At 67.3% G+C, this 25,802-nt stretch carries 24 protein-coding genes and 2 tRNA genes; 9 read left to right on the top strand and 17 right to left on the bottom strand.

What is annotated here, in order from left to right; genetic code table 11:
- Nucleotides 1-32 precede the first annotated feature (32 nt).
- The 5 genes from OU998_RS09805 to OU998_RS09785 all read left to right on the top strand — a co-directional run bounded on the left by OU998_RS09805 (nucleotide 33) and on the right by OU998_RS09785 (nucleotide 4,936).
- Nucleotides 33-1,388: a peptidylprolyl isomerase gene (locus OU998_RS09805; RefSeq protein WP_267513225.1), complete on the top strand. Its 1,356-nt coding sequence runs from the start codon at nucleotides 33-35 to the stop codon at nucleotides 1,386-1,388.
- Entirely contained in the window at nucleotides 1,385-2,377 is a 993-nt protein-coding gene (pdxA, locus tag OU998_RS09800; RefSeq protein WP_267513224.1) for a 4-hydroxythreonine-4-phosphate dehydrogenase PdxA, read from the top strand. Before OU998_RS09805 ends, pdxA begins: the two co-directional genes overlap by 4 nt.
- Before the next feature lie 144 nt (nucleotides 2,378-2,521).
- Nucleotides 2,522-3,334 (top strand): 16S rRNA (adenine(1518)-N(6)/adenine(1519)-N(6))-dimethyltransferase RsmA, encoded by an 813-nt coding sequence (gene rsmA, locus OU998_RS09795; protein WP_267513223.1) that lies wholly within the window; start codon nucleotides 2,522-2,524, stop codon nucleotides 3,332-3,334.
- Nucleotides 3,335-3,345: 11 nt separating this feature from the next.
- Nucleotides 3,346-3,801, top strand: coding sequence for a hypothetical protein (locus tag OU998_RS09790; protein WP_267513222.1), 456 nt, complete (start codon nucleotides 3,346-3,348; stop codon nucleotides 3,799-3,801).
- Nucleotides 3,802-3,805: 4 nt separating this feature from the next.
- Entirely contained in the window at nucleotides 3,806-4,936 is a 1,131-nt protein-coding gene (locus OU998_RS09785; RefSeq protein ID WP_267513221.1) for a pyridoxal phosphate-dependent aminotransferase, read from the top strand.
- Between the two features lie 255 nt (nucleotides 4,937-5,191).
- Here OU998_RS09785 and gmk read toward each other — a convergent pair whose 3' ends face one another.
- From gmk to OU998_RS09740, 9 genes are all read right to left on the bottom strand, one after another.
- On the bottom strand, nucleotides 5,192-5,833 hold the full coding sequence (gmk, locus tag OU998_RS09780) for a guanylate kinase (protein ID WP_267513219.1): 642 nt from the start codon (nucleotides 5,831-5,833) through the stop codon (nucleotides 5,192-5,194).
- Nucleotides 5,823-6,707: a YicC/YloC family endoribonuclease gene (locus OU998_RS09775; RefSeq protein ID WP_267513218.1), complete on the bottom strand. Its 885-nt coding sequence runs from the start codon at nucleotides 6,705-6,707 to the stop codon at nucleotides 5,823-5,825. The genes gmk and OU998_RS09775 overlap by 11 nt, the downstream gene beginning before the upstream one ends.
- A complete protein-coding gene (gene mltG, locus OU998_RS09770; protein ID WP_267513217.1) occupies nucleotides 6,704-7,843 on the bottom strand; it encodes an endolytic transglycosylase MltG in 1,140 nt (379 codons plus the stop codon). The genes OU998_RS09775 and mltG overlap by 4 nt, the downstream gene beginning before the upstream one ends.
- A 1-nt stretch (nucleotide 7,844) precedes the next feature.
- The gene (gene fabF / locus OU998_RS09765; RefSeq protein WP_267513214.1) at nucleotides 7,845-9,116 is read right to left on the bottom strand and encodes a beta-ketoacyl-ACP synthase II; all 1,272 of its coding nucleotides are present in this window, start codon (nucleotides 9,114-9,116) and stop codon (nucleotides 7,845-7,847) included.
- A 151-nt stretch (nucleotides 9,117-9,267) separates the two neighbouring features.
- Entirely contained in the window at nucleotides 9,268-9,507 is a 240-nt protein-coding gene (locus OU998_RS09760) for an acyl carrier protein (RefSeq protein WP_008264317.1), read from the bottom strand.
- A gap of 171 nt (nucleotides 9,508-9,678) precedes the next feature.
- Nucleotides 9,679-10,419, bottom strand: coding sequence for a 3-oxoacyl-[acyl-carrier-protein] reductase (gene fabG / locus OU998_RS09755; protein ID WP_267513197.1), 741 nt, complete (start codon nucleotides 10,417-10,419; stop codon nucleotides 9,679-9,681).
- Nucleotides 10,419-11,021, bottom strand: coding sequence for a rhomboid family intramembrane serine protease (locus OU998_RS09750; protein ID WP_267513195.1), 603 nt, complete (start codon nucleotides 11,019-11,021; stop codon nucleotides 10,419-10,421). The genes fabG and OU998_RS09750 overlap by 1 nt, the downstream gene beginning before the upstream one ends.
- Before the next feature lie 5 nt (nucleotides 11,022-11,026).
- Entirely contained in the window at nucleotides 11,027-11,989 is a 963-nt protein-coding gene (fabD, locus tag OU998_RS09745) for an ACP S-malonyltransferase (protein WP_267513193.1), read from the bottom strand.
- Nucleotides 11,990-12,073: 84 nt separating this feature from the next.
- Nucleotides 12,074-13,432, bottom strand: coding sequence for a cytochrome b/b6 domain-containing protein (locus tag OU998_RS09740; RefSeq protein ID WP_267513191.1), 1,359 nt, complete (start codon nucleotides 13,430-13,432; stop codon nucleotides 12,074-12,076).
- A 189-nt stretch (nucleotides 13,433-13,621) separates the two neighbouring features.
- On the opposite strand from OU998_RS09740, the gene OU998_RS09735 reads away from it, so the two are divergent.
- A complete protein-coding gene (locus OU998_RS09735; protein WP_267513189.1) occupies nucleotides 13,622-14,686 on the top strand; it encodes a PA0069 family radical SAM protein in 1,065 nt (354 codons plus the stop codon).
- 247 nt (nucleotides 14,687-14,933) lie between these two features.
- Here OU998_RS09735 and OU998_RS09730 read toward each other — a convergent pair whose 3' ends face one another.
- Entirely contained in the window at nucleotides 14,934-15,347 is a 414-nt protein-coding gene (locus tag OU998_RS09730) for a hypothetical protein (RefSeq protein WP_267513187.1), read from the bottom strand.
- Nucleotides 15,348-15,352: 5 nt separating this feature from the next.
- Nucleotides 15,353-16,597: a class I SAM-dependent RNA methyltransferase gene (locus OU998_RS09725; protein ID WP_267513186.1), complete on the bottom strand. Its 1,245-nt coding sequence runs from the start codon at nucleotides 16,595-16,597 to the stop codon at nucleotides 15,353-15,355.
- Nucleotides 16,598-16,865: 268 nt separating this feature from the next.
- On the opposite strand from OU998_RS09725, the gene OU998_RS09720 reads away from it, so the two are divergent.
- Nucleotides 16,866-17,498: a glycine zipper 2TM domain-containing protein gene (locus OU998_RS09720; protein ID WP_267513184.1), complete on the top strand. Its 633-nt coding sequence runs from the start codon at nucleotides 16,866-16,868 to the stop codon at nucleotides 17,496-17,498.
- A 134-nt stretch (nucleotides 17,499-17,632) separates the two neighbouring features.
- Here OU998_RS09720 and OU998_RS09715 read toward each other — a convergent pair whose 3' ends face one another.
- The 5 genes from OU998_RS09715 to OU998_RS09695 all read right to left on the bottom strand — a co-directional run bounded on the left by OU998_RS09715 (nucleotide 17,633) and on the right by OU998_RS09695 (nucleotide 24,302).
- Complete coding sequence (locus OU998_RS09715) at nucleotides 17,633-18,358, bottom strand: TlyA family RNA methyltransferase (RefSeq protein ID WP_267513182.1); 726 nt, start codon at nucleotides 18,356-18,358, stop codon at nucleotides 17,633-17,635.
- Nucleotides 18,355-21,162 carry a valine--tRNA ligase gene (locus tag OU998_RS09710; protein WP_267513181.1) on the bottom strand — a complete coding sequence of 936 codons (2,808 nt, stop codon included), beginning with the start codon at nucleotides 21,160-21,162 and terminating at the stop codon, nucleotides 18,355-18,357. Before OU998_RS09710 ends, OU998_RS09715 begins: the two co-directional genes overlap by 4 nt.
- A gap of 103 nt (nucleotides 21,163-21,265) precedes the next feature.
- On the bottom strand, nucleotides 21,266-21,886 hold the full coding sequence (locus tag OU998_RS09705; RefSeq protein ID WP_267513180.1) for a DUF2497 domain-containing protein: 621 nt from the start codon (nucleotides 21,884-21,886) through the stop codon (nucleotides 21,266-21,268).
- Nucleotides 21,887-22,053: 167 nt separating this feature from the next.
- A complete protein-coding gene (locus OU998_RS09700) occupies nucleotides 22,054-23,550 on the bottom strand; it encodes a TolC family outer membrane protein (protein ID WP_267513178.1) in 1,497 nt (498 codons plus the stop codon).
- Between the two features lie 122 nt (nucleotides 23,551-23,672).
- On the bottom strand, nucleotides 23,673-24,302 hold the full coding sequence (locus OU998_RS09695; protein WP_267513176.1) for a protein-L-isoaspartate O-methyltransferase family protein: 630 nt from the start codon (nucleotides 24,300-24,302) through the stop codon (nucleotides 23,673-23,675).
- A 135-nt stretch (nucleotides 24,303-24,437) separates the two neighbouring features.
- Between OU998_RS09695 and OU998_RS09690 the strand changes: the two genes are divergently transcribed.
- Nucleotides 24,438-24,511: transfer RNA gene (locus OU998_RS09690), tRNA-Cys, on the top strand.
- 291 nt (nucleotides 24,512-24,802) lie between these two features.
- Here the strand turns inward: OU998_RS09690 and OU998_RS09685 are convergent.
- On the bottom strand, nucleotides 24,803-25,615 hold the full coding sequence (locus OU998_RS09685; RefSeq protein ID WP_267513175.1) for a TrmH family RNA methyltransferase: 813 nt from the start codon (nucleotides 25,613-25,615) through the stop codon (nucleotides 24,803-24,805).
- A gap of 62 nt (nucleotides 25,616-25,677) precedes the next feature.
- Here OU998_RS09685 and OU998_RS09680 point away from each other — a divergent pair.
- Nucleotides 25,678-25,752 (top strand) — tRNA-Asn (locus tag OU998_RS09680).
- The last annotated feature ends 50 nt before the right edge of the window (nucleotides 25,753-25,802 follow it).

Below are 25,802 nucleotides of genomic sequence, written 5' to 3'. Positions count from 1 at the left end.
AGATGGACCGCTGTGAGGAATCAGGACGACCAATGGGTTTGATGCGTTATTCGACGGGGGCTGCGCTCGCGGCGGCCCTCCTCGCCGGTTCGGCCCAGGGTCAAACGGCGTCCACTCCGGTCGTTCAGCAGGCGCCTGCCGCCGGAGCGCCTAATCCTGCCGCAGGCGACGGCCCCGCCGCCGCTCGTCCTGCGCCTCAGTTCGAAATGGCCGACGGCATCGTCGCCACGGTGAATGACAAGATCATCACCGGCTTCGACCTGCGCCAGCAGATGCTGATGCTGATCGCCTCTTCGCAGGTCCAGCCGACCGAGCAGAACCTGCCGGCGATCCAGCAGGCCGCCTTGAACCGTCTTATCGAAGAGCGCCTGAAGGCTCAGGAGATCACAAAGTTCGAGACCCTCAAGATTTCCGACCAGGAAATCGACGAGGAAATCGCCCAGATGGCCCGTCAGGCCGGGGTCGCCCCTGCCGCCTATATGGAGTTCCTCGAACAGGGCGGCATCCGGCCCAGCGCCTTCCGTGAGAGCCTGCGCACCGAGATCGGCTGGGGCCAGCTGGTGCCCGGTCGTTTCAACAGCCGCGCCCGGCCCAGCACGCTTCAGGTCGACCAGGAAGTCCGTCGCCTCAATGATGCGGCCGCCCAGCCCCAGTATCTGATCGGCGAAATCTACATCGAGGCCGCCCGCGTCGGCGGCCAGGAAGCCGCCGTGAACGGCGCGCGCCAGCTGGTGCAGCAGATCATCCAGGGCGCCCCCTTCCAGGCCGTGGCCCAGCAGTTCTCGTCGGCCCCCTCGGCCTCGGCCCGCGTCCCCGGCGACGCCGGCTGGGTGGTCAAGGGCACGGTCCAGCCCGCCCTTCAGAGCATCTTCGACCAGCTTCAGCCCGGCCAGCTGTCCAACCCGGTCCCGGTCGATGGCGGAGTCTACATCATCTATATGCGCGACAAGCGCGACGGCGCGGCGACCAGCCTGGTGTCGCTGAAGCAACTGATGGTCGAACTGCCCGAAACCGCGTCGGAAGCCGACCTCGCCGCCGCGACCCGTACGCTGGACGCCATGCGTCAGGGTCTGAACTGCGACAACATCCTGTCCCAGTCTCGCGCAACGGCCGGCGTCATCGGGTCCGACCTCGGCGAATCGGACGTCGCCGACCTGGCGCCCCAGTTCCAGCAGTTCGCCCGCACCGGCGAAATCGGTTCGGTCTCAACCCCGATCCGCACCCCGCTGGGCCTGCACCTGGTCGCCGTCTGCGGCCGTCGCGTCGGCGGCCCGGAAGCTCCGAATCGCCAACAGGTCGAGGGCCGCCTGCGGTCCCAGAACATGGCCGTGCTCGAGCGCCGCTACCTGCGCGACCTGCGCAACGACGCGCTCATCGAGTTCAAATGACCCGGCCTCTGGTCCTGACGCTGGGCGAACCCGCCGGCGTCGGGCCAGAGATCGTGGCCGCCGCCTGGCGAGCGCTCAACACCGAACCCCTGGCCTTCGCCGTCATCGGCGACGCCGCGCTTTTGCGGGCCCAGGGCCTGGCGGTCAGCGAGGTCAACAGCCCCGCCGACGCCCTTGACCGATTCGCGCGAGCCTTGCCGGTCATCCACCGTCCCCTGCCCGCCCCGGTCGTGGTCGGAACCCCCGATCCCGCCAATGCCTCCGCCGTCGCCGACGGGATCGAGGAGGCTGTCAGCTTCGTCCTGTCCGGCGAAGCCTCAGGCCTGGTCACGGCCCCGATCGCCAAGGCGCCCATGTACGCCTCGGGCTTCCGCTTTCCGGGCCACACCGAATTCATCGCTGAACTGACCGCCGACGCCCCCTACGCCGGCACGCGCGGTCCAGTCATGATGCTGACCGCCCGCGACCTGCGCGCCTGTCTGGTCACCATTCACGTCGCCCTGGACCAGGTGCCCGAACTGGTCACCGCCGAGCGCGTGGCTCGCACCGCCCGCGTCGTCCACGAAAGCCTGAAACGCGACTTCGCCATCGCCCGTCCTCGCCTGGCCATGGCCGCCCTGAACCCGCACGCGGGCGAAGGCGGCGCCCTGGGGCTTCAGGAAATCGACATCCTAATCCCGGTCGCCCGACAGCTGCGCGCCGAGGGGATCGACATCACCGACCCCAGACCCGCCGACACCCTGTTCCATGACGACGCCCGCGCCACCTATGACGCGGCGATCTGCATGTACCACGACCAGGCCCTGATCCCGGTCAAGACCCTCGACTTCTGGGGCGGCGTGAACGTGTCGCTGGGCCTGCCCGTCATCCGCACCTCGCCCGACCACGGCACGGGTTTCGACATCGCCGGCAAGGGAATCGCTCGTCCCGACAGCCTGATCGCCGCCATTCGGTTGGCATCGGAGATGGCGGCGGCGAGGGCGCGCTAGATTTTTGTCCGCTCATCCCCGCGAAAGCGGGGACCCAGAGCTTTGGGCGCGCCGTCCGTTGGTCTATGGATGCCTCAACTGATCCAGGGCCGGTGCTCTGAAAGAACTGGCTCCCCGCTTTCGCGGGGATGAGCGGAATATTTCTTGGCCAACGACCTTCCCTCCCTCCGCGAAACCCTCGACGCCCACGGCCTGCTGGCCAAGAAGAGCTTCGGCCAGCATTTCCTGCTGGACCTCAATGTGACGCGCAAGATCGTCCGCCTCGCAGGCCCGTTCGAGGGCCGGGCGGTGATTGAGGTCGGTCCCGGCCCCGGCGGCCTGACCCGCGCCCTGCTGGAATCCGACGCCGGCCCCGTGGTCCTGGTCGAAAAAGATCCGCGCTTCATCCCCCTGCTGACCGAGCTGGACGACGGCTCCGGCCGCCTGACCATCGTCGAGGCCGACGCCCTGAAGGTGAAGGAGGCCGATCTGGTCTCCGGCCCGACCCATCTGGTCTCCAACCTGCCCTACAACGTCGGCACGCCCCTGCTGATCAAATGGCTGACCGGCCCCTGGCTGCCCCACAGCCTGACCCTGATGTTCCAGAAGGAAGTCGCCGAGCGCGTGGCCGCCGGGCCAGGCGAGGACGCCTATGGCCGTCTGGCGGTCATCTCCCAGGCCGTCTGCACCGCCCGCATCGTCATGCACCTGCCCGCCGCCGCCTTCACCCCGCCGCCCAAGGTGGCCTCGGCCGTGGTCCATCTGATTCCGCTGGACGAGCGCCCGTCGCCCGAACGTCTGAAGAAGCTGGAACGCGTCACCGCCGCCGCCTTCGGCCAGCGCCGCAAGATGCTGCGCTCCAGCCTGAAACAACTCGGCGGGGCCGCCCTGTGCGAGGCCGCCGGCATCGAACCGGACGTGCGAGCTGAGACGGTGGACGTGGCGGGTTTCCTGCGCATCGCCGATGCGCTGCAGTAGGACGTGATACCTTGGGCGACATAGAGCACAGCGTATTGCCGCTACGTCGCCGTCATCACTGGCCTAGAGTCATCTTCTGCGTAGTGATGGTTTTCGGCTTGTTCGCGCAGTTTGCTCTGGGGGCTTTCAGCAGGGCGATGGGCCAATCCTGCAATGTCCTGTCCGTCATACAGGACACGCCCTGGTTCGCCGGTGCATCGAGCATGGCCCTCCTCTTCTTCACGATCTATTGGGGTGTGGGCGTCGCCTCAAGAGCCATCGGCTATGCCTGCTCTCTACACATCATCAACGCGGGACTGATCAACATCGTGACTCACGGCGCCTGGGGTTGCTACCTCAGCGTCGATCCTGACTGGATTGATGTCCATCCTACGCCGACCGGCTGGATGCTGGTGGCGGGAGGTGTGGTGTGCATGGGAACGGTCTGGCTCTTGTCCACCATGACACAACGCTTTGAACGTAAGTGATCCCATGACCGTCGAACCCTTCCGCGCCATCACCGTCAGCCGCCTGGCGCACCAGTTGAAGGCCGAAGGCCGTTCGATCATCCATATGGAGTTCGGCCAGCCCTCGACCGGCGCCCCCGCCGCCGCCATCGCCCGTGCGCACCAGGTGCTGGACGCTGACGGCATGGGCTATTGGGAAAGCCCCGAACTGCGCGCCCGCATCGCCCGCCTGTATCAGGACCGTTACGGCGTGACGGTCGATCCCGCCAATATCCTGCTGACCTGCGGGGCCTCGCCCGCCCTGGTCCTGGCCCTCAGCGCCCGGTTCAAGCCCGGCGACCGAATCGCCCTGGCCCGTCCCGGCTATGTCGCCTATCGCAACAGCCTGCGCGCCCTGCATCTGGAGCCGGTCGAGATCGCCTGCGGTCCCGAGACCCGGTTCCAGCTGACCGCCGCCCAGCTCGAGGCGCTCGACCCCGCCCCCGCCGGTGTCATCATCGCCAGCCCCGCCAATCCGACCGGGACCATCATCCCCGAGGGCGAGCTCGCCGCCATCGCCGAAGTCTGCCGTGCGCGAAACATCGCCATCCTGTCGGACGAGATCTATCATGGTCTGTCCTACGTCGGCCCGACCCCGTCGATGCTGCAGTTCGCCCCCGACGCCATGGTGATCAACAGCTTCTCCAAATACTGGAGCATGGCCGGCTGGCGACTAGGCTGGCTGCTGGTCCCTGACGCCCTGGTCGACGCCGCCCGCGCCTATATCGGCAACATGTTCCTGACCCCGCCCAGCCTCAGCCAGCACGCCGGCCTGGTGGCCATGGACGCGATCAACGAGCTCGAGGGTCATATCCAGACCTACGCCCGCAACCGCGACCTGATGCTGGCGGCGCTCCCCGCCCTCGGTTTGAGAAAGATCGCCCCGCCCGACGGGGCCTTCTACATCTGGGCGGACATCGGCCATCTGACGAACGACAGCGTGGCCTTCTGCGAACAACTCCTGCGCGATACCGGTGTGGCTACCGCGCCCGGCGTCGATTTCGATCCCGTCGACGGCCACCGCTTCATCCGCATTAGCTTCGCCGTCTCAACGCCCGAGGTCGAGACGGCTCTAGCGCGAATCACGCCCTGGTTTGCGGCGCGGACGCCGCTCTGACCGCAAACGATTCGGCAATCGTGCCGCGTACCTAAGCAATCGCCCCTAGATAGAAATTTACCCTCTGGAACCCCTGTTGTGGGATAAGGGGTGCAGTTGAGTAGCGCTGAAGACGACATCGCGTAGGACGCCCCCGCCTGGCGCGATGTCGTCACCGCCCTCAGCCGAAGACGACACCGCGGCGGCTTTGTCCCCCCTCCGCCGGCCGCGGTGTCGTTGTTCTTCTCAGATTGATCGCCCTGGACCGGGTTCGCCTCAGACCGGCTCGCGCATCAAGGCGGCCTTGTAGTCGCCCACCCACAGATTGCGGAACCGGCGCGAACGCTCGGCATGATAGATGTGCGCCAGTTCGGCGTACGACCGGTCGAAATCCTCGTTCACGATCACATAGTCGAAGGCGTCACAGTGTTCGATCTCGCCCTTGGCGTTGGCGACGCGGCGCTCGATCACATCGTCCGAATCCTGCGACCGGGTGATCAGGCGGCGACGCAGTTCTTCCAGGCTGGGCGGCAGGATGAACACCCGCACCGCATCCTCCGGGCATTTCTCGGCCACGTCACGCGCGCCTTGCCAGTCGATGTCGAACAGCACGTCGCGGCCCTCGGCCAGGGCGCGGTCCACGGGGCCGCGCGGGCTGCCGTACAGATTGCCGTGAACATCGGCCCATTCCAGGAAGGCGTCGGCGTCGATCAGCTTCTGGAATCGCTCGCGATCAACGAAATTATAGTCGCGTCCGTCGACCTCGCCGGGACGAATACCCCGCGTCGTCATCGAGACGGACAGCTCCAGCCCCCCGTGATCCGCCATCAACCGGCGGCACAGCGACGTCTTGCCTGCGCCCGACGGGCTGGCGACGATCAGGAGGACGCCCCGGCGGGGCGAGCGTTCATTCGACATTCTGGACCTGTTCACGCAACTGTTCGATGACGGCCTTCAGCTCGAGGCCGATTCCGGTGAGCGCGGTCGTAGCCGATTTCGAGCAGAGGGTGTTGGCCTCGCGCATGAATTCCTGGATCAAAAAATCCAGCTTCCGTCCTGCCGGCGGCGACGCCATCAACTGACGCGCCGCGCCGACATGGGCCGTCAGCCGGTCCAGCTCCTCGCGCACATCGGCCTTGGCCGCCAGGGCCGCCGCTTCCAGGAAGATCCGGTCCTCCAGGCCCGGCGCATCGGGCGCCAGTTCGGCCATACGGCGGCTGAACCGGCCCCGGATCGCCTCGACCTGGGCCTGAGCCTCGCCCTCGGCGGCCGCCACCAGCGTCTCGATACGCGTGATGAAGTCCAACAACAGCGGGGCCAGCTGTGCGCCCTCGGCATGGCGTGAGCCCTTCAGGGCGTCCAGCGCTTCTTCCACCGTGCGCGCCATCGCGATCTCCAGCGCCGCGCGCGCCTCGGGATCCTCGACGTCTTCCGGCGTCTCGATGACGCCGCGCAGGGCTAGCAGGCCGTCGGCGGACGGCGGCGTGGCCCCGTCCTCGGCCAGTTCATTGGCCAGGGTCAGATAGCGGGCCAGCACCGCCGCATTGATCGTGACCGCCGCCTCGCCGCCCTCGACACGCTTGGCGTGGACGCCGACCGTGATCTGGCCGCGCGCAAACCGCGCCTGCCCCGCTGTCTTGGCCGCCCGGTCCAGGGCGTCGAATCCGTTCGGCCCTCGAAACCGGACCTCCAGATTACGCCCGTTGACAGAGCGCGCCTCGACCGACCAGGTCCAGCCGTGACCGGCGCCCTCGGCCCGACCGAAGCCCGTCATTCCTGAAATCAGGCTCATCTCAGACCTTGGCTCGCGCCCGCGGGCAGTGTGATGGTGGCCTGATCGCTGGGGTCGGTCATCGGCGCAGTGGTGGCGTCCGGCGCGGCCGGCGTCGGCGCTTCCGCCGGCAGGCCCGCCTTCTGGCGCTCGATCTGACGCCAGCGCGCGACATTGCGCAGATGCTCTTCATAGGTGGCGGCGAAGGCGTGGCCGCCCGATCCGTCGGCGACGAAGAACAGGGCCTGGTCCGCCGGCGGGTTCAGCACGGCCGCCAGAGCGTCCTTGCCCGGATTGGCGATCGGCGTCGGCGGCAGGCCGTCGATCTGATAGGTGTTCCAGGCCGTCTCGCGCTGCAGTTCGGAACGGCGAATGCCGCGCCCCAGGGGCCGCCCCTGGGTCAGGCCGTAGACGATGGTCGGATCGCTCTCCAGCCGCATCCCCTGCCGCAGCCGATTGGAGAATACGGCCGCCACGCGCGGGCGCTCGGCCGCCAGACCGGTTTCTTTCTCGACGATGGAGGCCAGGATGACCGCCTCCTCGGGATTGCGCACCACGGCGCCCGGCCCCCGCTGGGCCCACAACAGCCGCAGGTTCTCATTGGCCGCGCGCTGCATCCGGTCGATCACCGACTGCCGCGTGTCGCCGCGTGCGATCTCATAGGTGTCGGGCCACAGGCTGCCCTCTTCGGGCGTCACCGCGACCGTCCCCGTCAGCACCGACTCCTTGGCCAGGATGTCCAGCGCCTGGGCCGAGGACCAGCCCTCCGGCAGGGTGACGAAATGGCGCACCACCCGCCCCTCGACCAGCAGGTTCAGCACACCGCCCAGCGAGGTTCCCGACGGCACCTCATACTCCCCGGCCCGCAGCTTGCGGTCCGCCCCGGTAAAGGTCGCCGCCGCCTTGAACAGATCGGTCGAGCGGATCACCCCCGCCGCCTTCAGCTGGGCGGCGATGGCCGAGACTCCCGAGCCGCTGGCCAGGGTGACGACCGTCTGGTCCCCCTGACGCGCCCCCGGCCCCGGGCCGTAATAGACGCCCCAGACAATGGCCAGGGCGGCGATCAGGAACAGGCTGAACGTCGCCGAGGCGGTCAGCAAGGTCACCGTCAGACCCGACCGTCCCCGCCCCTTTTCAACCCGCCCCCGTCCGAACATGTCAGTCGACCTTCTTGAAGATCACCGAGGCGTTGGTGCCCCCGAAGCCGAAACTATTGGACATGGCGACATCGATCTTCATCGGCTTGGCCTTGTTCGGGACCAGGTCGATCGGCGTCTCCATCTCCGGGTCATCCAGATTGATCGTCGGCGGCGCCACCTGATCCCGGATCGCCAGGACGCAGAAGGCCGCCTCGATGGCCCCAGCCGCGCCCAGCAGGTGGCCCGTCATCGACTTGGTGGAGCTGACGGCCAGGTTCTTGGCGTGATCGCCGACCAGACCCTCGATCCCCTTCAGCTCGATCCAGTCGGCCATGGTGGAGGTGCCGTGGGCGTTGACGTAATCCAGGTCCGACGGCTCCATGCCCGCCCGCTTCAGCGCCATCTTCATGGCCCGCACCCCGCCCTCGCCGTCTTCGGACGGTGCGGTGATGTGGTGGGCGTCGCCGCTCATGCCGTAGCCGACGACCTCGGCATAGATCTTGGCCCCGCGCGCCTTGGCGTGTTCGTATTCCTCCAGCACCAGGATCCCGGCGCCCTCGCCCATGACGAAACCGGCGTGGCCCCGGTCATAGGGCCGCGACGCCTTCTCCGGCGTATCATTATAGGCGGTGCACAGGGCCTTGCAGGCCAGGAAGCCGGCGATGCCGATCGGCACGACCGAGCTTTCCGCCCCGCCCGCCACCATGACGTCGGCGTCGTCCAGGGCGATCATCCGGGCCGCGTCGCCGATGGCGTGGGCGCCGGTGGCGCAGGCGGTCACCGCCGCATGGTTCGGGCCCTTCAGGCCGTGGCGGATCGAGATCTGCCCGCCCGCCAGATTGATCAGGGCGCTGGGGATGAAGAAGGGGCTGACGCGTCGCACCCCCTGTTCCTTCAGCACAATGGCCGTCTCGGCTATGACGCCCAGGCCGCCGATGCCGGAGCCGACCATGACCCCCGTCCGCTCCTTGTCCTCGTCCGTCTCGGGCTTCCAGTTGGCGTCGTGCAGCGCCTCGTCCGCCGCCGCTATGGCGTACAGGATGAAGTCGTCGACGCGCTTCCTGTCCTTGACGGACATGATCTTCTCGGGGTCGAAGTCGCCTTCGCCGCCGCCGCCGCGTCCATCAACGCTCGGCACTTCGCCGGCGATGGTGCAGCCATAGCCCGTGGTGTCGAACGAGGTGATCGGACCGATGCCCGACCGCCCCTCGACGATACCCTTCCAGCTCTTGTCGACACCCCAGCCAAGGGGGGTCAGCAGACCGATGCCCGTAACGACGACGCGGCGCATGGTGCGTGCTCCTAAAACTCCAATCCCGGCCCAAGGAATCACTGCGGATTCGCAAGGGTCAGAAACAGTAAAGGCCGCCGGGCGTCTCCGCTAGGAGCGCCGGGCGGCCCTGTGAACCGTCAGCCTTTCGGCCGCCAGTCGGGGGCTGGGATCAGCCGGCCGACTTTTCGTCGATGAACTTGACCGCATCGCCGACCGTCTGGATGTGCTCGGCGGCGTCATCCGGGATCTCGATGTCGAATTCTTCTTCGAAGGCCATCACCAGCTCGACGTTGTCGAGCGAGTCGGCGCCCAGGTCGTCGATGAAGCTGGCTTTTTCCGTGACCTTGTCCGGATCGGCGTCCAGGTGGTCGATGACGATCTTGCGAACGCGCTCGAGGGTGTCGGACATGAGTGTCTCTCTGTCTGTTTAAAATCGCCGTAGAGGCGGGTGTAACTTGTAAATCGCCGTCTCACGGCAGCGAAGGCGACGCAAGCCCGAAAGCCCGAACCGCCGATGCGTCCCTGCCCTTTAGCACAGGCTTTCGGGCAGGAAATAGGGTGTAGCGTGTCGTGATCGTGATCAGATCATCGCCATGCCGCCGTTCACGTGCAGGGTCTGACCCGTAACATAGGCGGCTTCGTTCGACGACAGATAGACGGCGGCGGCCGCGATTTCGTCGCCCGTGCCCAGCCGACCGGCGGGAATTCGGCCCAGAATGGTCTCGCGCTGCTGCTCGTTCAGCACATCCGTCATCGGCGAGGCGATGAAGCCCGGGGCGATACAGTTGACGGTGATGCCGCGCGACCCGACCTCCTGCGCCAGCGACTTGGAGAAGCCGATCATGCCGGCCTTGGATGCGGAATAGTTGGTCTGGCCCGGATTGCCCGTCACGCCGACGACCGAGGTCACGCCGATGATTCGACCCGAACGACGCTTCATCATCCCCTTCACCGCCGCGCGGGTCAGGCGGAAATAGCTCTCTAGATTGATCTGGATGACCGACTGGAAGTCCTCGTCCTTCATCCGCATCAGCAGGCCGTCCTTGGTGATGCCCGCATTGGCCACCAGGATGTCCAGCGGCGCGCCCGCCGCCGCCTCGGCCGCCGCGACCAGATTATCGACCGACTCGGGGTCCGACAGGTTCGCCGTCGCGAAATGCGCCCGCTCGCCCAGCGCCTTGGCCAGATCCGCCAGCACCGCCTCGCGCGTGCCCGACAGCACGACGGTCGCACCCTGGGTGTGCAGCGCCCGCGCCACCGCCCCGCCGATTCCGCCCGTCGCGCCGGTCACCAGCGCGGTCTTGCCTGCAAGATTGAACATCATGTCCTCCGAACCACCACCCCATCAGGGCGATGTCTGTCCAACAATAGAAAAACGCCGCCAACGATCAAACCGATGACGAAAGGTACGATATGTCCGGGCTTTACGCCCTCATGGCCGCTCACGAACAGGTCCAGCGCCACGCTGACCGTTACGCCCACGACCGCAGACCACCAGCCGACGCTCTTGCGGTCCAGCACCACCAGTGCTGTCGCACACAGCGCCAGATAGGCTTGGGACGCGCCAGAGACATAGGCGTCAGGCTGCGCCAGCGCTGACGCCAGTTGCCCGAAAGCGCCGCCGATCAGACCTAATGCCAGAACCAGCGGCCAACTCACCCGCCGCGTTAGCGCAGACCCGACCAAGCCGATGATGACGGCGTTGAACACCATGTGCGGAAACTTGACGTGCAGCCATTGCGAAGCCAGCAATTTCCACCCGTGGCCCACCGTTAAAGTCCGACCTTCGAAGGCCCCATAGGCCGTCAGGTCAATGGAATGCTGACGCACCCACAGCGGTTGCCCAAGATCGACCGCGACCGCGATCCAGACGAGGACAATGCTCGCCGCCCAGATCCAAAGGATCGCTGAGCCCCGTGTCACGGTTTTTAGACCAGAGCCTTGGCGAAGGCTTCCAGCTCTTCCGGCGTGTTCAGCGGCAGGCTTTCGGCCTCAGGCGCGATCCGCTTGGCCATGCCGGTCAGCACCTTGCCCGAGCCGATCTCGACGAAGCGGGTCGCCCCACCCCCGCCTTGAGAGTCTGGCGTCGCCATCCACTCCATGCTTTCGCGCCAGCGCACCCGGCCGGTGACCTGTTCGACCAGCAGCCGACGGATCACCTCTGGATCGCGTTCCGGCCGCGCCAGAACATTGGCCACCACGGGAACCGCCGGAGCCAGGATGGTCGCCGAGGCCAGGGCCGCCGCCATCTCGTCCGCCGCCGGCTGCATCAGCGGGCAGTGGAAGGGCGCCGAGACGTTCAGCGGGATCGCCCGCGCCCCCAGTTCCTTGGCCTTCTCGATAGCCCGGTCCACAGCCGCCTTCTCGCCCGAGATGACGATGTTTCCGGCGTTGTTGTCATTGGCGACCACGCAGACGCCGACCTCGGCGCCCGCCGCCGCAGCGGCCTCGGCCAGGGCCAGATCGGTCTTGGGCCCGATCAGCGAGGCCATCGCCCCCTGCCCCACCGGAACCGCCCGCTGCATGGCCTGGCCGCGCAGTTTCAGCAGCCGCGCCGTATCCGACAGCGAGATCGCCCCCGCCGCCGCCAGGGCCGAATATTCGCCCAGCGAGTGACCGGCCACATAGGCCGCCGTCGCCACGTCGAACCCGAACTCGACCTTCAATGCCCGGATCGCCGCCATGGACACCGCCATCAGGGCCGGCTGGGCGTTCTCGGTCAGGGTCAGCTGGTCCTCGGGGCCTTCGCGCATCAAGACCGACAGCTTCTGGCCCAGGGCCTCGTCCACCTCGGCGAAGACATCGCGGGCGGATTGAAAGGCGTCGGCCAGTTGCGCGCCCATGCCGACGGCTTGGCTGCCCTGTCCGGGAAACAGAAGTGCGAGGGTCATCGACCGCTCCCTGAATCATTGATCAAGAGCGCGGACCCCTAAGGCCTGACTTCCCTCAGGGCAAGCGGCGGCGCGCTGGCCGCCTTACCCCGCCCGTCGCGCCGAGACCTTGATCTGGACGTCGATCATCTTCGACACCCAGTCGCCGGTCGCGTCTGACTCCATGCCGATGTTCAGGGCCGTCCGGTCCAGTTCCAGCCGCCCGGCCACCGTGGCGACGCCGTCAGCCTCGCTGAAGGTGAAGGGCAGGACCACGCGCAGGGTCGTCGTCTTGACCCGCAGCGTGCCGGTCGCCTGGTAGCGATCCCCGCCCAGGGCGCGGAACCCTGTCGTCTCGAACCGGGCGGTCGGATATTGGGCGGGATCGAACCATTCGGCGCCCTGCAAAGACCCCTCCTGGGTCGCATCGCCGGTGCGGGCCGAGTTCGTCTGCACCGTGATCACCGCCTTGGACCCGGCCAGGTCTTGCGGATCGAAGCGGATCTGCCCCGTCCACTGTTCGAACCGCCCCTTGAAGGCGTCGCCCGACTGGGTTCCGCCGAAGGCGATGCTGGAGGCCGCGCGATTGATCGTCCAGACGCCGGCCTCCACAGCTGTCTCGGCCGGCGCCTCTTCGGCGACCGGATCAGCTGCGGTTTCGGGCGCGGTTTCGGGCGCCGACACCGGCGTCGGGGCCGCCGCGGGCGGCGCTGTGCGGCTCATGTCCAGACTGGGCTTGGGGTCGGGCCGCGCCGCGACCGCGCCGGCCATGGCCACGACCGCGATCAGGGCCACGCCCACGCCCCGCTCGACCCAGGGCGAAGCCGGAGATGTCTTTGGGGCCGTCGCCGACGCATGACCCTCCGCCGGCTTGAGGAAGGGAACCATATGCGCCAGCACCCCGTCGTGGTCGAGAAACTGGTGCTTCAACGCCGCCCCGATGTGCAGCGCGATCAGGGCGACCGCGCCCCAGGCCATCGCCGCATGCGCCCCCATGGCCTGGAAGGCCAGGGTCCGTCTGACGCTCGCCGACAGTTCGGCCACGCCCGGCAGATGCGGGATCGGGAAGAGGCCGAACCAGCTGGTCGCGACCTCCAGCGCCCGGTCCAGCGCCACGGCCCATCCGGTCGACACATACAGCCACCCCGTCAGCGGCAGGGCCAGCATCAGAGCGTAAAAGGCCACATGGGTCGCATTGGCCGCAAAGCCTTCCCATCGCTTCATCCCGCCCGGCAGGGCCGGCGGTCGATGCGTCAGACGCCAGACGATCCGCACCACGGTCAGGGCCAGGATCAGAAAACCGATCGACTTGTGAATCTGGAACACCCGATAGGCCAGGGCCTGACTGTCGGGCTGTTCGATGGCCGCAGTCATCCACAATCCCATCGGGATCATCGACAGGATACAGAGCGCGATCACCCAGTGCAGGGCGATAGCAACGGCGGAATAGCGAGTGGGGGCCATCGGGACTCTCCGGATCAGCGACGCAATCCGCCCGCGTTCTCGACACGGGAAGACGTTACGCCCCTCTACACCCGACAAATCCTCCTTAGCAACAGCAACTGTATCAGTTTGTTCGCGCCGGCCCAGCTCGCCGGGCGTGCCGCACAAATGTTCTTGCTATGTTCTCCTTCCTGATCCATCCTCCCCCTTATGCAATCCGCCAAGGGAAGAGGCGCGCGTTCGAATGCGACAGGCCGTTACGAGCCCGAGCAGCATGAGTCGTTCGACGACGGCTGGACGACCGACGACGCCCAGGCCGCGCCGCTGCGCACCACCCTCACGCCCGAACACGCCCGCACCATCATCGCCCGGAACGACAGTCCCGACATCGGCTTCGACCGCTCCATCAACCCGTACAAAGGTTGCGAACATGGCTGTATCTACTGTTACGCCCGTCCGTCCCATGCCTGGATGGGCCTATCCCCGGGCCTGGATTTCGAGAGCCGGATCTTCTTCAAGCCCGAGGGGGCGCGTCTGCTGGAACAAGCCTTCCTCGCCCCCCGATACCGGTGCAAACGCATCCACATAGGCGGCAATACCGACCCCTATCAGCCGGTCGAACGCGAGCTGAAATCGACCCGGTCGATCCTCGAGGTCATGCGGCGGTTCAACCACCCGTTCAGCATCATCACCAAGTCGGTGCTGATCGCGCGCGACGCCGATATTCTGGGGCCCATGGGCCAGGCCGGCCTGGCCTCGGCCTTCGTCTCCATCACCACCCTGGACCGGGGCCTGGCCCGCGCCATGGAGCCTCGCGCCTCGACCCCGGCCAAACGGCTGGAGGCCATCAGCCGCCTCGCCGACGCGGGATGTCCCGTCGGCGTCGGCTTCGCGCCTGTCATTCCCGGCCTGAACGACCACGAACTGGAATCGGTGCTCGAGGCGGCGGCCAAGGCCGGGGCGACGCGGGCCATGTATGTCACCCTGCGCCTGCCGCTCGAGATCAAGGATCTGTTTCGCGAGTGGCTGGCCGACGCCCGGCCGGACCGCGCCGCCCGCGTCATGTCGCTGATCCGCCAGACGCGCGGGGGCAAGGACTATGACGCCGACTGGTCCCAGCGGATGAAGGGGACCGGCCCCGTCGCCGAACTGATCGGCGCCCGCTTCAAGGCCGCCGTCAAACGCTACGGCCTGGATACGCCGTTGCGACTGCTGGACGAAACCCAGTTCCGCGTGCCGGCCGACGCTCGACCGCAGCTGGAGTTGTTCGGCTAGGGCCGCCCAGGTTTCCTAATTCTGAAAACAATCAGCCGCCTTTTCAGACGCTTGAAAGTAAATCCGACAATCAACCCGGCGCCCTGCGGCGCTGTGATAAGATCAAGCCCTGGTCTTTGACACGGCGACGGAACGGATTTGAACGAGATTGCACAGTGCAATTTCAGCGGTAAGTTTTCCCCAGTAAAAACAGCAACCTGTCGCAAACTGCACAGATTGCACCCGATTTCATCCGGTGTGCAATTTCTCAGGCTTCGTCCGCCGCCGACGGATCGACGGCCCGCGTCACCAGATCCCGCCAGGTCGGGTCGGTGTCGTCGACCAGATCGACGTCCTCCATCAGGGCCACCGCCCCCTCCCCGTCCGGCAGGATCAGGCCCAGGATCTCCATCTCTTCGCCGTCCGGCCCCAGATGGCTCTCGGCCTGAACCGCGACCGCCGCCTGTTCGCCGTCCTCTTCCCACCAGATCACCGGCTGGGGCAGGTCCATGGCGATGGGGCGCGGATCATCGGTCTCGCCCAGGGCGAAGACGGCCCGCCGCGCCTGGACGTCGTCCAGCGTCGCCACCACCCCGACGAAGGGCGTCAACCGGCTCCAGTCGTCGGCGTCGAACCCGCCCCCGTCTTCGCCCAGAAAGCCATCTTCCAGCTCATCATCCATAGGGCTTACCGCTTGAAAATACTGACAAGTTCGACATGGGCCGACCACAGGAACTGATCCACCGGCGTGACCCGCTCCAGCCGGAACCCGGCGTCGATCAGCACCCGCGCATCCCGCGCAAAGGTCTGGGGATTACACGACACCCCGACCACGACAGCGGCTTTGGTCCCGGCGATCTGGGCCGTCTGGTCGATGGCCCCGGCGCGCGGCGGGTCGAACACGACGGCGTCGCACCCCTTCAGGTCATAGGGGGTCAGGGGCCGCCGGAACAGGTCGCGCGCCTCGGCCGTGATCGCCTTCATCCCCTTGGCCGAGCCCACGCCCGCCTTCAGCGCCTCGATCCCCGCCTTGGACGCATCCGCCGCGATCACCGGCGCGACGGTCGCCAGCGGGAAGGTGAAGGTCCCGGCGCCGCAGAACAGGTCGGCGATCTTCTTGGCCCCCTTCACCGCCGCCACGGCCCGCTCCACCATGGCCGCCTCGGCCTGGGGCACGGCTTGCAGGAAGCCCCCCGGCGGCAGGGGCACGGTGGCGGGGCCGAAGCCGATCTTCGGCTGACGCGCCATCACCAGGGTGTCGCCGGCCAGGCTCAGCCGCGCCAGATCGGCCCGGTGCGCCGCCGCAATGGCCCGCATCTGGGCGTCGGCCGACAGTCCGCCGCCCGAGCGCCGCTCCACGCCCGTCACATCCACGTCCAGCCCTGACAGGGTCCAGGTCACGTGCAGGGTCGGCGCCGACTTCGGATGCTCCAGAAAGGCCGCCGCCACTTCGGTCAGGGCCGGGATGGCGCGGATGATCCGGGGATCGGCCACCGGGCACTCCCGCACCTCGACCAGCCGCCACGACCGCCGCGCCTTGAAGCCCAGCACCACCCGGCCGTCCTGGGTCCGGCGCGCGTGCAGGGCCACCCGCCGCCGCGTCCCAGCCGGGCTCGCCACCGTCGCCTCGATCTCGGTCTCGATCCCCTCGCGCGCCAGGGCCAGCCGCACCTGCTCGCGCTTCCACTCCAGATAGGGCTTGTCGGCCCAGTGTTGCAGCGAGCACCCGCCGCAGTCGCCGTACTGGGGCGACACCGGCGCGATCCGGTCCGGACTGGCCGTGACGATCTCGACCTGCTCCAGCCGCCCGTCCGCGACTTGGCCGCGCACCGTCTCCCCCGGCAGGGTCAGGCCGGCGAAGACCGGCCCCTCCGGCGTCTCGGCGACGCCGTCGCCCTGTCCGCCGACGCGGCTGATCGTAAAGGTCTGCATCGCCGGGCTTCTAGCCCCACCGCTGTCGCCCGCCAAGCGCGCCGACAGAAGAGACCGAACACCAGCCGGCCTCAACCGGCCTCAAGTAGCGCTATGCGCGATAGGCCACCAAGGATGCCGCGAAGCGCGATAGGCCCCCAAAACATGAACGAAGATGAACGGGGCGCTCAAAAGCCGTTCAGCTTCGGGGCCCTAAACCTTGATGCAACAGACAGCCGGTCCACCCGTTCAGCCCCATAACTGAACGTCCGACCACAAGGGGTTGAAGATGCGTCTCTCCACCAAGTCCCTCGCCGCCGTCGCGACCCTGACCCTCGGCGCCGTCGCCGCGCCCATGGCCGCCTCGGCTCAGAGCTACGGCTACAGCCAGAACTACGGCACCGGCGCCTACGCCCCCTCCTACGACTACGGCCGTTCTCAGGCCTACGACCCCTGCGCCCGCGAACGCCAGGGTCGCACCGGCGCCGGGGCCCTGGTCGGCGGCGGCGCCGGCGCGGTCATCGGCTCGCAGCTGGCCGCCCGTGGTCGCCGCACTGAAGGCAGTATCCTGGGCGGCGTCGTCGGCGCGTTGATCGGGTCACAGGTCGGCCGCTCCAGCTCGGACGCCTGCCGCACCTACCAGAGCAGCTACGGCGCCAGCAGCTATTACAGCCAGGGCTACGGCGAATATGACGACCGCGACAGCCGCGATCAGGCCTATCGCGACGACGACCGCCGCGACGACTACGCCTACAATGGCGACGACGATCACGACGACCGCTCTCGCCCGGTCGACTCCTATCAGAATTCAGACGGATGCCGCCTGGCCGAAAGCCAGATCCGTCTGCCCGATGGTCGCACGGACACCCGCTACGTCCGCACCTGCCCCGACCAGTACGGCCGCTATCGCGTCGTCGATTAATTTTCAGCCCCCCTGTCAGATCGACGACGTGACGGGAGCCGCCGGAGGACTTGTCCTCCGGCGGTTTCTCATTGTTTGAGGGGCTATCGCGCTTCGCGCTACTTGAGCCCGTTATTTGAGGGGGTATCGGGCGTTTAGTCTGGCTTCTTGGCCCAGAGCAGGAACTCGACGTTCCCGTCGCCGCCGGTGATGGGGCTCTCGGTCGTGGCCTGCACGGCCCAGCCCATCGCCTCCAGCCAGTCCCGAACACGCTCCACAGCGGCGGCATGGGCGGCCGGATCCTTGATCACACCCTTCTTGCCGCCGCCGGGCCCATCGGCCTCGAACTGCGGCTTGATCAGGGTGATCAGGTCCGCCCCCGCTGTCGCCAGATCCAGCGCAGCGGGCAGAACCTTGATCAGGCTGATGAAACTCGCGTCGCACACGACCAGCGCCGGCGCCTCCGGGATCAGTTCCGGCGTCAGGTCGCGCGCATCCGTGCGCTCCAGATTGACCACCCGAGGGTCGGCTGCGACCCGGTCGTGCATCTGGCCGAAGCCGACATCGACCGCGAACACCTTGGCCGCGCCGCGATCCAGACAGACCTCGGTGAAGCCGCCGGTGGACGCCCCGACGTCCAGCACCACCCGTCCTTCGACGGCCACGGGCCAGACGGTCAGGGCGTGGTCCAGCTTCAACGCCCCACGCCCGACCCAGCGGTGGGCGTCAATATAGCCGATGGCGGCGTTCGCGCCGACGGTCTGAGACCCGGACTTGGCCGGCGCCCCGTCCACGGTGACGCCGCCGGCCTCGATGGCCGCCTTCGCCCTGGCCCGGCTTTCCGCCAGGCCGCGCGTGACCAGAAGCTGGTCCAGCCTCATCCGATCTCGCTCAGCCGCGCCAGCGCCGCCTGCAACTTGACCTTGCCCGCCTCGGCCTCGGCCAGTTTGGCCCGCTGTTCATCGACCACTTCCGGCGCGGCCCGCGACACGAAATTGGGATTGCCCAGCTTCTTGTTCACATGGCCGATATCGCTTTCGAAGACGGCGATCTCCTTCTCCAACCGCGCCCGTTCGGCGGTCAGATCGATGATCCCGGCCAGCGACAGGGCGACCGTCGATCCACCGGAAACGAAGGTCACGGCCCCGGTCGGCGCGGCCTCCGCCGATCCGACCTCGGACACCCGACCCAAGGTCAGGATCAGGTCGCGATGGCGCGCGATCCGCTCGGCCGTCACGACGTCGGGCGCAACGAAAGCCAGCGGCGGCTTGGCCGCCGGCGGCACGTTCATCTCGGCCCGCAGACCCCGGATTTCACCGACCAGATCGACCAGCCAGCCGATCTCGGCCTCGGCCGAGGCATCGATGAAGCCGTCCGGCAGCACCGGCCATTCGGCGCCGATCAGCAGGCTCTCCCGCGCCGGACCTTCCTTGCCCAGCTCGGCCCACAGTTCTTCGGTGATGAAGGGCATGACCGGGTGCAGCAGCTTCAGCGTCTGGTCCAGGGTCCAGGCGGTCATGGCCCGCGTCTCGGCCTTGGCGGCCTCATCGGCGCCGTTGAACACCGGCTTGGCCAGTTCCAGATACCAGTCGCAGAAGACATTCCAGACGAACCGATACAGCGCCCCCGCCGCATCGTCGAACCGCCCGCCCTCGATGGCCTCGGACACGGCCCGCTCGGCCTTGGTCAGTTCGCCGCGGATCCAGCGGTTGATCGTCTGTTCGACCGTCGCGGGATCGAAGCCCTCGACGCGCTGCGCCTCGTTCATCTGGCTGAAGCGCGCGGCGTTCCACAGCTTGGTGCCGAAGTTGCGGTATCCCTCGATCCGCTGTTTCGACAGCTTGATGTCGCGCGTACCCGACAGGATGGCCATGGTGAAGCGCAGCGGATCGGCGCCCAGTTCGTCGATGATGCCCAAGGGGTCGATGACGTTCCCCTTGGACTTGCTCATCTTCTGGCCCTTCTCGTCGCGGACCAGGCCGTTGATGATGACCCGTTTGAACGGGACCTCGCCCATGAAGTGCTGGCCCATCATCATCATCCGGGCGACCCAGAAGAAGATGATGTCCGCCGCTGTGACTAGGTCGCTGGTCGGATAGAACCGCTCCAGATCCTCGGTCTTCTCGGGCCAGCCCATGGTCGAGAACGGCCACAGGGCCGAGCTGAACCAAGTGTCCAGCACGTCTTCGTCCTGGGTCAGGGCGACCTCGGAATCATAGTCCGCCATCGCCAGTTCGCGGGCGTCTTCTTCGGTCTCCGCGACATAGATCTCGCCGTTCGGGCCATACCAGGCCGGGATGCGGTGGCCCCACCACAGCTGGCGGCTGATGCACCAGGGCTCGATGTTCCTCAGCCATTCGAAATAGATCTTCTCGTACGACTTCGGCTCAAACACCGTGTCGCCCTGCTCCACCGCCTTCAGCGCGGGCTGGGCCAGGACCTTGGCGTCGACGTACCACTGGTCCGTCAGCCACGGTTCGATGACCACGCCGGAGCGGTCGCCGTGCGGCACGACGTGCTTGGTCTTCTCGATCTCGCGCAGCCAGCCCTCTTCTTCGGCCCGAGCGACGATGGCCTTTCGCGCGGCGAAGCGGTCGAGGCCCTGAAGGTCGCGCGGGATTTCGTTTTCGATCAGGAACAGCTCTGAACCGTAATCCAGCGCATCGGTGCCGGGGATTTCGCGGTAGGTCACATCGGCTGAGCTAAGAATTTGCCCGAACGAGTTCATAATGTTGATGGACCGCAGCCCTGCACGCTTGCCGACTTGGAAGTCGTTGAAGTCATGTGCCGGCGTGATCTTGACCGCGCCGGACCCCTTGGTCGGATCAGCATATTCATCCGCGACGATTGGGATGCGACGGCCAGTGATAGGCAGGATGACATCATTCCCCACGATCGACGCATACCGCTCATCCTCGGGATGAACCGCCACGCCGGTGTCGCCCAGCATGGTCTCGGGCCGGGTCGTCGCCACCACGATGAAGTCGCGCGTCTCCCACTCCGTCGCCTTGCCGTCCTCGTCGAAGGCGACGGGGTGTTCGTAGGTGACGCCGTCCGCCAGCGGATAGGCGAAATGCCAATAGGCGCCGTCCACCTCGCGCTGCTCGACCTCCAGATCCGAGATGGCGGTCTGGAAATGCGGATCCCAGTTCACCAGCCGCTTGTCGCGATAGATCAGGCCTTCCTTGTGGAGCTGCACGAAGACCTTGCGCACGGCGGCGTTCAGCCCCTCGTCCAGGGTGAACCGCTCACGCGACCAGTCGCAGGACGCGCCCAGCCGGCGCAGCTGGCGCACGATGGTCCCGCCGCTCTCGGCCTTCCATTCCCAGACCTTGTCGATGAAGGCGTCGCGGCCCATGTCGCGCCGCCCGACGTTCCCGGCGGCCGCCAGCTGGCGCTCGACCACCATCTGGGTGGCGATGCCGGCGTGGTCCGTGCCCGGCAGCCACAGCACCCCCTTGCCCTTCATCCGGTGATACCGGGCCAGAATGTCCTGAAGCGTATTGTTCAGCGCATGGCCGATGTGCAGGCTGCCCGTCACGTTCGGCGGCGGAATGACGATCGAATAGGCGTCGGCGGCGCCGTCCGTGGCCGCAGCGGCGCGCGGCGCGAACAGGCCGCTCTCTTCCCACTGGGCGTACAGACGGGGTTCGGCGGCCTGGGGTTCGAAGGTCTTCTCGAGCATGGGTCTTCTTTGATCGTTGTCGTGTGGCCGGGAGACGGCCTTGAATGACAAAGGGCGGCCCCCGCAGGAGCCGCCCCTCGATAGTCTGCGGTGAAGCGAAGGGCTAGGCGCTGCGCGCGATGCGTTCGACTTCCTTTTGTACCGCCGCCTGGACGATGCCGGGCAGATTATTGTCCAGCCAGTCCTTCAGCAGCGGACGCAGCATCTCGGCGACCATGGCCTCGACGGTGTTGCCGCTGACGAACGGCATGTCGCCCGACGCCGGAGCCTCCGGCTTCTTGAACGAGGCGGCCAGGCCGGCGAAGGCCGAGGCCGCGCTGGCGGCGGCGCTTTCGCCGACCAGCGAATCATAGGCCGGCGCGGGCGCCTCAGCGGCGGCTTCGACGGGCTCAGGTTCGGGCTCGAACTGGGGCTCGGGCTCGGGCGCGGTCTCGACGATATCGAGATCGCCGATGGTCTCTGCGGGCTGCGCGTCTTCCGCCGGCGCCTCGTACAGCTCCGTCAGCTCGAGCACTTCCTCATCGGCCGCTTCGGGCTCAGCCTCAGCCGGCGCTTCAAATATGGTCTCAGCCGCAGCGGGCTCCGGGGCGGGCTCGGGTTCCGGTTCGGGCGCAGGCGCTGCTGCGGCCGGCGTCTCGGCCGGTGCATCGTCTTCCGAGATGATCCGGCGAATCGACGCCAGGATCTCCTCCATGGTGGGTTCCTGGGCGGACTGATCGGACATGACTAACCTGGGAGAGGCCTGGGATGAAACGGGGGCGTCGAGGTGGCCCCCGACACTATTCACGGGTTGGGGCTGGAAAGATCAAGCCTTTCCGACCCCGATGAGTGTCGTCGCATCAACGCCCGTCAGAATCAACGGGCGTTTTGGAACTCGACCCCCGACCGAAGTCAGGCGCCGGGCGCGGTCCGGATCACGTCGCTCTTCAGCTGGGTGTCGATCGGCGCGTCAGGCGCGTCGTCGGCGTCGACCACGGGCGGCGAGGCGACGCGGTCCAGCGCCTCGATCACGCCGTCCCACGGCAGACCGCCGCGATTGCGGACGCGGTCATAGTTGGCCTTGGCGTCATAGGCCGTGAGGTCAGCGTTGAGGCTTGCGCCTTCAAGTTGCCCCATGGCCGACAGCAGCGAGGCGCGGGCCACATATTCCGCAGCGCGGGCGGTGGCCAGCGAGGTTTGGGCCGACCGCAGCGTCACTTCCTGATTCAGCACGTCCAGCGTGGTGCGCAGGCCGACCTGGGCCTCCTGCCGCACGCCTTCCGCCGCAACCGAGGCGGCGCGTACCGCCTCTTCGCCGGCGGCCACGGTCGCACGGGTCGACAGGACCTGGGCATAGGCCGAGCTGACGTTCTGAAGCACGGTGCGGCGCTCGCCCTCGACGGCGATTTGGGCGGCGTTGGCCTGCTCCAGCGCCTGGGCCACCCGCGACCGGTTCAGGCCGCCGGTGAACAGCGGCACCGACAGGGTGGCGCCGGCGGTGAAGCTGCGGCGATCCGCCAGTTCGTCCAGATTGCCCAGATCGGTGGCCGTGCCGCCGTAAGAGGCGGTGGCGCGCACCGACGGCAGATATTCGGCCCGGGCGGCGGCGACGGCGGCCTCGGCGGCCTGCAACGAATAGCCGGCCGAAAGCACGCCCGGATTACGCGCCAGGGCGATTTCCATGGCGGCGTCGAAATCGGTCGGGACGGTCGGCAGAACCGGGGCGGATTCCAGATCGCTGGGCGACTGGCCCACGACGGCGGCATAGGCGGCGCGCGTGATCGACAGCTGAGCCTGGGCGTTGGCCAGGTCGGCCTCGGACTGGGCCAGCGAGGCCTCCGCCTGGGCTACGTCGGTGCGGGTGATCTCCCCGACCTCGAAACGGGCGCTGGTCTCTTCCAGTTGGCGTTGCAGCACGGCGAGGTTTTCCTGGCGAATGCGCAGGATTTCCATGTCGCGGGAGACGTTCACATAGGCCTGGATCACCGACAGCATGACCGATTGCTCGACCTCACGCAGGTTCTCACGCCCCGCCATCACGCTGGCGCGGGCCTGGTCGATGGCCCGGGAGGTCCGGCCCGCGGTCCAGATGGTCTGGGACAGGCTGACGCCGACGGTAGCCCCGTCGCTATCCGAAGACGAGCTGGCGCCCGGCGTGGCGGCCGGGAAGTCGCTGCGGGTGTAATCGACCTCGGCCGAGGCGCTCAGGGTCGGGCGCAGGCCCGAGCGCGCCTGGACGACGGTTTCATCCAAGGCGCGCTGATTCGCCCGCTGGGCCAGCAGACTGGGGTTGGTCTGATAGGCCAGGGCGATCGCTTCCTGCAGCGTCTCGGCCCAGGCGGGCGCACCCAGCCCTGCGACGAGAGCCACCACAGCGGCCGAAGCCAGCACACGCGAGCGTTTCAACATTGTCCGTCCTTGCCTGACGCCCCCGGGAGCGCCCGAATGTCATCAAGCGTAACTGCGGCCTCAGTCGATCTGACGCCAGTTAAGTTTTTTTCACGCAGACGGCGAACCCCCGCGTGTCGGCCTCACAACGCGAATGTCGGCGCCGGCGTCAGTTCCGCAAGAAGGGCCGGCGACGAATCGAACAGTTCACGACGCGACAGGCCTTCACGCCCCTTCACATACAGGGCGCCCTTGCCGATGGCGCCGCGACGTTCGACCAGGACCATGCGGCCGCCGATGCGCAGGGCCTTGCCCCAGGCCTCGGGCACAGCCGCCACGCCGCCCTCGCAGACGATCAGGTCCCAGTCTTCGCCCACAGCCGTGTCCAGGGGGGCGACCGACGTGGCCACACCCTCTTCGGCCAGGGCCTCGCCCACGACCTCAAACACGGCCGGATCGGCTTCCTGGGCCGTGACCGTCAGGCCCATGCGGGCCAGAACCGCCGCCGCATAGGGCGCCGCGATGGCCAGGGTCTTCTCGCCCTCGCGCGCATCGGCGGCCTGCAGCAGCTTGGACACGTCGCGCGCCGGCATCAGCTTGCGATCACCCGCGATTTCGACCGAGGCGTCGGAATAGACGGCGAAAACCCGGTCCGCCGCGCAATAGCGCTCACGGGGGACAACCATCATGGCCAGGTGAATCTCGTGATTGGTGACGTCGTTCACGCGGACCTGCGAGTCGACCATGGCCTTGCGCTCGGCGGTAAAATCCATCTTTGGGCAGCCTTCAATCGATAGTCAGGGGAGGAAATCTCGCGCGCTTATAGTTCCGTGCGTTGCAGCGGACAATCCGATCTGATAGCGAACGCCCCTCGCGATGACCGCCCCCGAGAAATCGGGACATAAAGCGGCCTGATGGCGGAGTGGTGACGCAGAGGACTGCAAATCCTTGCACCCGGGTTCGATTCCCGGTCAGGCCTCCATCGCGACAACAGAACAAGAGGCGCGGATCCCAGGATCCGCGCCTCTTTTCATTTAGGCCTGTAGGCCTGCGATGTTCAGCTGACCGGCGCGGTGATCCAGCCGATCACACCTGCCGCGCCCAGCCCCGCAGCACAGACCGCGACAAAGATCGCGGCCCGGCCGTTTCGGTTCAGAAAATACAGAATGTTCATTGCGCGCCCCCACACCAACTGGAGGCATGGCGTCACAGTTTCAGCCTCTCGACAAGGTATACAAATCCTTAACGCGTCACATCCTGGTGAGCGGCGGGCCTAGGCGGCGGCTGTAGCGCTGGTCACATGGTGAAGGGCCAGGGCGCTGGCGACGGCGACGTTCAGCGAATCGAAGCCGCCCGCCATGGGCACGCCGACCGCGCGGCACCGTTCGATCACCGCGCGCGGCAGGCCCGGCCCCTCCGAGCCGACCATCAGGGCGACCGGCCCCCGAGGCCTGTAATCCGCCAGTCGTTCGGTCGCCGACGGCGTCAAGGCCACCACCTCGACCCCGCGCGCCTGCATCTCCGCCACCAGTCCTTCGGCGGACTCGGAAACCGAAGACCGCGTTCGCAGGACCGCCCCGACCGAGACACGGATAGATTTGCGATAGAAGGGATCGCAGCAGGCTTGATCCATCAAGACGGCGCGGGCGCCGAAGGCCGCCGCGTTCCGGAATAGCCCGCCCATATTGTCGTGATTGCCGATCCCGCTCGCGATCACGAAGACGTCGTCGCTCTCTACGGTGGCGAGAATCTCCGCCAACGGCGGGACGCGCGGCTTCTCGCCCAGGGCCAGAATGCCCCGATGCAAGGGGAAGCCGGCGATCCGGTCCAGAACCGTCTGACCGGCGACATAGACGGGCGTCGATTGCCCCAACGCCTCGATCACGTCCCGCAGGGCGTCCGCGCGCTTCTCGGCCAGCAACAGGGCGCGCGGGCGGCACAGCGACGCCGCCGACGCCAGCACCCGCACCACCACCTCCCCTTCGGCGATGAACAGGCCGTCGCGACCCGTCAGGTCGCGTTCGCGAATATCGCGAAAGCCGGAGATCCGGGGGTCTTCAGGGTCATTGATCGAGATCGTGCGCATTCGTCGTTTTTCCCATTGCACGAATCGAATGGCCGCTGCTATAGGCCCGCCTCCCGAGCAGTTCCGCGGTAGCTCAGTGGTAGAGCAGCCGACTGTTAATCGGCTGGTCGTAGGTTCGAATCCTACCCGCGGAGCCACTCGGGCCAGAACAGCGTTGCGATACGACGCGTTCTGGCGGGCATGGCCC

The organism is Brevundimonas sp. SL130 (assembly GCF_026625805.1).
Lineage (GTDB): Bacteria > Pseudomonadota > Alphaproteobacteria > Caulobacterales > Caulobacteraceae > Brevundimonas.
The sequence above is the reverse complement of the archived record's forward strand: the minus strand, read 5'-3'. Positions and strand labels throughout refer to the sequence as shown.